At 53.3% G+C, this 9,013-nt stretch carries 5 protein-coding genes; 1 reads left to right on the top strand and 4 read right to left on the bottom strand.

All coding sequences use genetic code 11. From position 1 onward, the window contains the following. From APH28_RS25765 to APH28_RS25750, 4 genes are all read right to left on the bottom strand, one after another. Nucleotides 1-180: hypothetical protein (locus APH28_RS25765; protein WP_156340953.1), on the bottom strand; the 180-nt coding region annotated here is incomplete at its 3' end. 54 nt (nt 181-234) lie between these two features. Then, nucleotides 235-3,039, bottom strand: a complete 2,805-nt coding sequence (locus tag APH28_RS25760; RefSeq protein ID WP_060513256.1) for a hypothetical protein — start codon at nt 3,037-3,039, stop codon at nt 235-237. After that, nucleotides 3,032-5,521 carry a hypothetical protein gene (locus tag APH28_RS25755; RefSeq protein WP_060513255.1) on the bottom strand — a complete coding sequence of 830 codons (2,490 nt, stop codon included), beginning with the start codon at nt 5,519-5,521 and terminating at the stop codon, nt 3,032-3,034. Before APH28_RS25755 ends, APH28_RS25760 begins: the two co-directional genes overlap by 8 nt. Nucleotides 5,522-5,550: 29 nt before the next feature. Next, nucleotides 5,551-7,395 (bottom strand): hypothetical protein, encoded by a 1,845-nt coding sequence (locus APH28_RS25750; RefSeq protein ID WP_060513254.1) that lies wholly within the window; start codon nt 7,393-7,395, stop codon nt 5,551-5,553. A 205-nt stretch (nt 7,396-7,600) separates the two neighbouring features. Between APH28_RS25750 and APH28_RS25745 the strand changes: the two genes are divergently transcribed. Beyond that, a complete protein-coding gene (locus tag APH28_RS25745; RefSeq protein ID WP_060513253.1) occupies nt 7,601-8,809 on the top strand; it encodes a hypothetical protein in 1,209 nt (402 codons plus the stop codon). The last annotated feature ends 204 nt before the right edge of the window (nt 8,810-9,013 follow it).

Genomic DNA, 9,013 nt, shown 5'->3' with positions numbered 1-9,013 from the left:
GTCCGGTGTGAGGGCGTTGAAGGTCAGGCGCAGGGGGAGGCTGGGGCCGATCAGGAAGTTACCGACCAGTGCCAGCAGTTCGATGCCGAGGGTGTACTGACCGGTGCGCGGGTCGACGCCGTGACTCAGGAAACTTAAAAAATTGAATGCATTGGAATGGACGATCGGTTGGTTATTCATACTAAGCGCTCTGCTCGTATTAGAGGTCCGCGCCGAAGCGCGGAGCGAAGTTTTTTATTCCACAGCCGGCTGCAACGCAAGCAATAACTTGTTGCGCCGACTAGTACTCACTTCATAATTGAATTGAAGGTAGTGGCGATTACCTTCTTTATCGACAAGCATGAACTTGAACGGCCGGTCCAGCCCTACGGGTATCTCATAGAGATCAGCACTGTCTTCCGGGTGACGGTATAAGAAATTCGACAGCCGAGACAGGCACACCAAGAACTCACCCAACGCAGGCTCTTGACCCGCTTTGAAATCATCTTTCAGATCAACACGTCGCTGTGCATTCAGCCGCTGCAACAGCCCGGACAGCGTAAGCTTCTTATAAACATCACTGCCGCCCAAGGCAAAGCTCGTATAACTGACGCCTCCCTCAGCAAATTGCTCTGACTCCCACCGTACGGCGGATGGATTATCATCGGGGTCCAGCATTACACTGACAAATGGAATACGCAGGCCTTCCCGCACCAGATTGAGTCGATAATGATCCAGCGTCCAGTCCATGTAACTGAACACATCATTGTCAACGACCTCACCGTTCGGATCCTGATCAGCGCGTGTCACATCGACGCTGTAAGCGCCCAATGAAACGTGTGGACGCTCTATACCCTGTAGTTTGACGACACCGTTGGTATCGGATTCACTTTCCGAGTTAAAAGACACATCATCAGCCACTCGGACAAAAGCAGCATAAAATTCCTGTTGCAACACACTGGTCGTCTGCAGGTAGTAGCGTTTATACACCGTCGCCTGTTCATTATGGGGCTCGACACCTGGCACCACGCCCGCGCCAGGCAACATTGAATAGCGGGGGTTATGGAGCAAATTGACTTTCCAGGTTCCGGGCTCGGAACTATCCGAAGGGGGGTCAAAGCCCACATCGCCTTCAATGACAGGTATTTCGCTACCGCCCTTCGCGTAGAACCTGAGTGTATTGAGGTCTTCCGGGCTGACCTTGACGTCTGGCTCCCCTTTATTCACATTGGTTTCAATGGTGACCAACACCTCGATCTGCTGCAGACCGTTGGCATACCCCCTGCCCGCGCCCGTTGCCTGCACATAGAACTTTTCCAAACCGATCCAACTGGCTGGCCGTACGGATTTGGCCGTGCGTGTACCGTGCTCGATAATGGCGTAACCGGCAAAGTCGTTTTCGTTGATCGCCATGACCACACTGCAGGACCTTGCCGAAGCGACAGGTGGCGTATAGTGCCCAGTGTCCTCATTGATATGGCCGTCTCCAAAGAGTTGCCATTTATAACCGTCAAGGTTGACGCCTGGTCTTGGTACCCGGCTAACCTTGAAGTCCAAAGGGCCTGCGGTGTGTTCCCTGCGCACGTAATGCGGGGTTACCACCCGGGAGGCCGGCCAGACAACCATGACCACAGAGGCGCTGCTCGTCACCTCACCATCGGTAACCTCAAACTGCTGCAGCCGAACCGGGGGGATGAAAGCGTCCGAAGGATGCGGCGTGAAGCTGTTTTCGGCACCCTCCGCGTGACTGAACTTGCCCCACTCCTCACCCACCACCTTCCACTTCAATACTTTGCCACTGCCTCCTGACGCACGCATCTCGATTGCCGGCTGACCAGGCTCCCAGACTGCAAGCCGCGGGTAGATCTGAATCGCGTCAAGGCTCTCCACCACCAAAGCTGTACCGGAGGACTGGTCTTCAGGTTTCTGTCCATCCACCAGAACCAGCTGCGTTTGCTTCACAAACTCCGTCGACGCCCTGCTGGTGTAACGCCCTGCCTGGTCAATGCTGCCGTTGGCGCTGGTAAGGTAGGTATTGGTAGCGGTCCAGTCGGCTGCAGCAATACCCTTCAAGGTAAATGGCTGAGTGCCGCCTGCGGTAAGGGTCACCACAGCAGGCTCGACTCGGCGTGTCGCTGGGGTGTCATTTAGCGTACCCAGCGTCACGCCACTCCTGCCTTTTGCCTGCCAGCCGAGTTGCCGTTGGTTTTGCAGGGCCAGCGCTTGAACCGCGACAGTGGGAGGGTAGCCACACTTGTCAATGTAGTCCGCCGCCAAAATGGCCACTTGCGGGCCAGCCCCTCGCTCCAACCAATAGGGTAACGGAGCGCTGGGCAGCGGCAGAGTTCCCGCTTTGACGTCACTACCCAATTGCATGAACAACAGCACTGCCCCATCACCCTCGGCGTCGGTCTCCGCCGTCCAAGGGGCAGGTTGAGTCAGCACCTTCACATGATGAGGATCGAAAGCGCCATAACCGCGAAGATCCCAGGCAAGCAATTCGCTGACGGGCATCGTCTTGAGCCACTCACCCAACGCATTTGCTATGACCTGCTGGGCATACTCCGTGCGCCCCAGGTTGCAGGTGAAGCCTTCGGCACTGGACCAGTCCACATTCACGGCCAGGTAGCCGTTGTCCCTTTCCACAGTAGCGCTCACACGAACCCGCGCCTGTAGATAAAGCCCCATGCCTCTGACAATGTTTGAACTGGACTCGATCAACGGCGGATGGCCCGCTAGCCTGGTAACTACGGTGAAGTCACCCGTAATCAACTCCACGCGTACGTTGACCCAATCGTCCAGTTGGTTTGTTTTGCTGAAGTCCAGTGTTGGCGGCCCCATGACAAGCCCGGCGAAGTCCGCCCACTGCCGGCCACCATTATGGATGGGGAATGTGCCATTGAATGCCGACGGAAAGTTTTGCAGGCGATAGCGTTCAAGGAACCGCTCTTGCAGCTGTAAATCCAAGGCAGCCTTACTCACGCCAAAGATCGCACCCCAGCCTAGTGTGGGATCAACTTCAGTATTACCCACTGAAACCTGCGAGTCGTCATTAGCCATGGTGCACCTCCTGAACTGCATTACCGAGAATATCGTTCAACTTTTCCAACGAAACAAAGGGTACCGGAATGATCTTGTAGCCGTAGGCTTCCAGCTCAACATACTCGTCGCCATTCCCATCGTCATACCTATCAACATGAAGGCCTGCAACGGCGACATAATGCTCATGTACGCCTGCCTCGGGCGTATAGACACCCGTGTTCTCGTCAAGCTTCCCCTTACCTACCAACAACCGCCACATCACATCTTCAGGTTTTACTGGGACTTCAACACCCGTAATCTTCTTGGTCCACAGTTCCATTTGCAGCGCCGCTGTTTCTTCCCCCGCGCCAACTTCTTTGACCTTGATAAAGTATTGCCCCACCGGATGCAAGGGAACAATCATGGCTATTTCGTTCGACGTACCATGGGACGCACTCTTGACCACTACTTTGTCCACGCGCACCACATAATCCACCAGGTCCTCCGGAGGTGGGTTCCAGCCCCCTTCAGGCACCTTGATATCCGTTTTATACTTCCAGATTTGCTGAACAAGAGGATCAGTAGACGCAACCACATCGCCTTCGGCATTACCTTCGACTGTTGCCGTCAATGCCTTTCCATCAACTGACGCAGCCCACATGGCGAACTCGGCACCCGTGGAGACACTCGCCACCAGAGGGAACACCGAGAGCGGCGTTGCTACTACGTTGACCAGGGCCTTACCCGTCCACGCGCCTTTGCTGGCAGTTACAATCGCGCGCTTGAACGTATGCCCAAAACTTTCGGCCGATGGCGGTGTGTACACACCATCCTTGATCGTCCCCACGTAGCCCTCATCATCCGGCACATTGTCGACACGCCAGTCGAAACCGCTGGAGGCAGGTTCAATTTTGAATGTGTAAGGCACACCCGCTGCGACGATAGGCAACGCGGGGGTTAGTGTGTATTCCGTGCGTGCGGCCGACAACTTGCCCAATACACACATGTCGCCGGGCACTCGCAAAACTTCAGGCTCCACTACACTTTCATCACTGAATAGCAGCCCGTTAAGGCGGAAGGCATCGAGTTCAAAGCCCAGGTCCTTGATATCGTCCTGCAGCCATTCGAATTTATCACGCATGTCGCTTCTGACGCTCACCAGGCCCTTTTGGTATTCATCTTTGGCAACCGCGTTATCCTTCCCACGTACACGCTGATGTTCAGTGTCGAAGGTGTACTTACCCGAAGCTGGCGTCAGTGCGATATGTTTACGCCCTTCAACGGCTTTCAATGACCACTGAAAACGCTGATCGAAGGTCCAACGTGAGATGTAATAGCCTTCATAATAAACACTGCTATGACCAGCTCCATTGATGCCGGTGTAACGCCCGGTCCCCTCACATTCCTCTGTCGCGCCATCCCACTTCACGGAAAAACCTTCATCAATAATCCCCGCACGCAAACGCTGCTCGCGCCCCGCTTCCGTTTTCGAGAACTTACATTCAAACTTCTCTACCTTGAACCCTCTCCAAAAATTTGATTGCTCATAACCCTCTGACTCCCACGCATACTGCATGCTGCCATTGGCCGCATAGTAGGTCAGGGCTAACTCGCCAGGTTTATTGTCAGGCTTGAAATCAACCCCTCTCAACTGCTCACGCTCGCCCAACGCTTCGATAAATAACTTCCTGAGTATCAGGTCATTGGAAAGGACCAGATTTGTCGAATACTCTCCACCCTTCGGCAGCAGGTACATCATATCTTTATTTGGGCCGGCACCTGCCTGGTTACCTTTCAACGCAATGAATATCAAGACCAGGCCATCTTCATAGCCGTCGCTATCCCGGACACTTGACTCATCACTTGCCTGGGTGCGAATGATAAATTCACCAGGTTGCAATGCATCCTTGTCGTTGAGCCTTAACTGGCTCAGTGGGTAGACTTTTTCTGATTCGTCGAAATTTTTGTCAATGTAGTTACCCAAGTGCTCCGCGAGCATCACAGCCTGCGTGGCACTATCAACACCATTGAATTGGTACTTGACTACGTTTTTCGCACTCATATCCAGTACAACTTCACCCGCCTCGCCCACCCCACCCGTAACCATCTTGAGGGAAATATCCATCTCCAGCGTCGGCCCAAGCAATCCATCAACCATCGCGACGCGCATGATTTCTCGGCGAGTGGTGCCAACCGGTTGTTCAGCCTCGATCATCTTCCCCGCGACACTTCGTAGCTGCAAACGCGCCATCGAATCCTCAATCGAGGCATTGATGAATGACAGCACTGGCGTTGCAACCTGCAAGTCCTCGATGTAGTGATATACCCTGCCAGCAATGGTATCGACCTCATCGTTGATTAACGGGAAATAGGACTGCTCAGCGTGAAAACGTTCGATATACTCCTGCATCAATATCTGGTTGGTTTTATCCCTGGCAAACGCCAGCACAACGTCCCAGCCAAATGTCTGAGGCCCCTTCTTCATTTCTGCTACAAATTCTTCTACTGTCTGCTTTTTCATGACGCCTCCAGCGCTTGAGCACTAGGTGCTCACTCAAGAATGTCGAATGATAAGGTTGGCAATGGGGTCTCCCTTACGTCATCAAAGCGCACGCTCACGTCGACGTGCAACTTGGAGCCCACCTTCAGTTTCTTTAACTCTTCGAGCGGTAACGGCAGGGTAATCTGTGCATCCTTGAATTCATCGTCGGATACTGGCTGCCCCGCGCGCAAGTCATATTCATAAGCTGATTCATCTTTGCTGAACCCTCTTAGTGAAATAGTCAGTGGCTGCCCTTCGACACAGAACGGCCAGCGCCGCTGCGCCAATGTGGCATTACGTTCGCCAAGTTTCTTGATCGAAAGGCCATTCGCATCCACTTCCGGGCATGTAACCGGCGAATAACTTGTTATCGGCAACGGCTGTATGCGCAACTGCAAGGCTGGAGACTGCAAAATGCCGTTAACGCGATACGTCACGGGGAAGCGCTTGCTCTTATCCTCCGTATTACGCCCCATGTTTGCGCCCAAGACCGTGGGCGGCACTCGAAATCGTCGCGGCTTGTCAGGTTCAGGCTCAAGGACAATGTACTTCCCACGGACCGGGTCACCGTCGGCATTTACACTGAGTGCTTCGCCAGGGCGCAACTCAAATTCATCCGGCACGTCGACAAGCATTCCGAGCGTCACGTTCAAGGCTGAAATAACAGCGCCGTCACTCTCAGGAGCCGCACCCACCACATTAGGAAGTCCCCATATACGGGGTTTATCCACCGTCACCTGCAGACGCTGGGACTTCACCGCTCGGCCTTGACGGGCAATCTGATAAACGAGGCTGACTTCAAGATCAGCACTGGCAAGCAGCAAACCGGGAGGTATTGAAAACTGCATTTCACTGCCTTCGACACTGCTGGCATCCAGGTGCAGGCTCTGCACCACAGTACTATCCACTTCGCCAGTCCACCAATACAACAGCGCGACATCCCCAGCCTTTACACCCCGCGCCTGCCGAATACGAACGGTCAGACCTTGTGGATAACCACCCGGATCGAGAGAGCCACCGTCATAGTTGTCGATTTTTGCAGGGTCGAGCAGTGTTTCATCGTCCTTCCAGGCGGGGTAGTTATCACGTATCTCAAAATCTTGAGACGAGGATTTCAACTCATCGGCATGCCCATCCTGTTTCAGCAGGTAATAGAAGTGCGCACGCCCCCCCACGCGAAACTTATTCTTCGGCACCCTGAAACGCAGGACCTTGCCTACATCTTCCTTTTCCAGAACGTGCACGTACTTCGTAGGTACTGGCGGTATCGGATCTCCACCTTCGTCATTGATCTCTGCGCACAACGTCAGGGTATCGCCCTCGCGCATGGTCTGATAAGGCGCGACCCAGACATTGGCACCACTGCCATCCAGTTCATTGACCGCAACCACTTGATTATGCGACTCAAGAATGAGCGGCACTGAGAGCGCCTGCTCAGCCTGTTCCACTGGCGGGAGCAAGCCAATTCTGCAGAACTGACGAAATGATTCAGTTTCCTCGTCATCATTGATGTAATAAGAATAGAAGGCCGTCCCGCCCAGGGTATCACTCAAAATGCGATTACTGATTGTGACCAACTGCCCCCGCTCACCGGGGTCTCTGACCGGTATGATCTGCTCAATATCGTCGAAGGGTTCTCCAACCGGACTGGCACCCTGCCATTTCACGTGAAGCTCGTCATTATTTCCCATGCCTTCATACTTTATATAAGTATCAAGATCCTTTCCTCCCAGCGCCACCACATCAACTTCATTGTCGGCCGTCAAACCTTCAATATCCGGCTTTGCGGGGCGTGTTGCCGTCACAGGCTTATCGTTCGTAGTCGTCATTCCAACACCCAGCGCGGTAGTCATTTCGGCTGATTATTCAACGCCTACTCCGGCTTGCCTACTGGTAGAAATGCTAGGTCTGCCACCTAGCAAAACTGCCAGGTGCCAACACCACATACATTCGTTAGCCTTGCATCAGGCCTCACTCTCGCCGGCAATCTCAACCTATGAACACGCTACGCATAGGCTACGGACTATATGGCAAGCGTTTATTAAAGGAGCACAACCCATGGCATTCGAAATCAACAAGCCTGCACGAAACGTGCGCTGCGCACTCTTATTCTCCTCAGTCTTTATTGTTTCTATGGGCATATTTACCCATGCCGGTTTCGCCCTGGCTGCGGAGACCGGCACTGGAACCATTACACTCAGAGGCAAGAAAGGTGACGTTTTAGACCCTGAAAATGACAGCCGCAGTTCGTGTCAACTTCCCATCCCCAGTGCCGCCGCGGGGCGCAAGATCCAATACCAGATCAATAGTCCCGCTTCCCCTTGCTACGAGCTTCGAGCAGAAACAATAGAAGTTGCAAATGCGCCTTCTGCCGTAAGCATCTTGCTGACCGATGATTATCATTGCGAAACTGAGCTGGGCACAGAACATTACGCTCGTCGCGACCCGGAGAGCAATAAAAACTTCTTCATAGAACTTAAAACAACGGCCACAGGCTCAAGGCTTGCATCGGAAAGCCTCAGCGGGCTCATGGCATTTAAAGGTAAATTCGTCACCAATGTGGACAATGAGAACAATCGCAGCAAAGGTTTCAAAGTCGAGCGCGCTTCCGCCACGGCCAATGAGCGAATCACTTACAACCTCTCTTGCGTGCAGGTCACCGTCTCAGCAGGCCCTAGCACACCCGAAACGGTCAATGTGGAATTTACTACTCCCACAGAGTGGACCTCTGCCGGAAAAGAAAGTGAAAGCAACTTCACTTGCCCTGAAAACACCGTCATAGTCGGCCGCAAGCACGACGGTGATGAGATTAAAAAAACATCTTACAAATGTGCCACACCTGGCAACAATATTGTGCAAGCCAAGTCCGCCTGGTCCGTCAAATTCCCAGAATGTGGCTATCGACTAAAAGATGACGACGACGATGATTTCACAACCTGTACCGATGCCAAAGATTACGACAAGAAAAAGCAAGAATATATTTATTTCACCTGTAATCCAGATGAAGTCATGACGGGCCGCATTCATAAGGGCGATGAAAATGCGTTATCACAAATTCAATGCAGTGAACTTTACCAAGGCAGCGAAAAACCAGAAAACCGGTTACAAGTAATTCCGTCCAAGTGGCAGGGCCCCCAAGAAGAACACGAGAGCGACTATACCTGCCCTGTAAACCAGGTACTGATTGGTAGAGCTCATCGCTCAGACGAAGAAGGCTACACCAAGTGGCAATGCGCAAGCCTGAAAGCGCCAAAATCCGCCAATTGAACCAATGGTTTTTCAAAGGAGCTCATCATGACGCTTTCAGCGGCCCACTCCAATGCATACAACAACCTCAGTTTCCTGAATCACGGCGTCGACCCGCGCACCGGTCAGTACACCCTCGGCATCGAACTGCTGGCACTGGTCGGTAACTTCCTGATCGGCCCCAGCCTCCCCCTGCGCCTGGCCTTCAACGCGCTCACGCCGGAG

Origin of the sequence: Pseudomonas sp. NBRC 111124, from assembly GCF_001320245.1 — a bacterium.
Taxonomy (GTDB): domain Bacteria; phylum Pseudomonadota; class Gammaproteobacteria; order Pseudomonadales; family Pseudomonadaceae; genus Aquipseudomonas.
The sequence above is the reverse complement of the archived record's forward strand: the minus strand, read 5'-3'. Positions and strand labels throughout refer to the sequence as shown.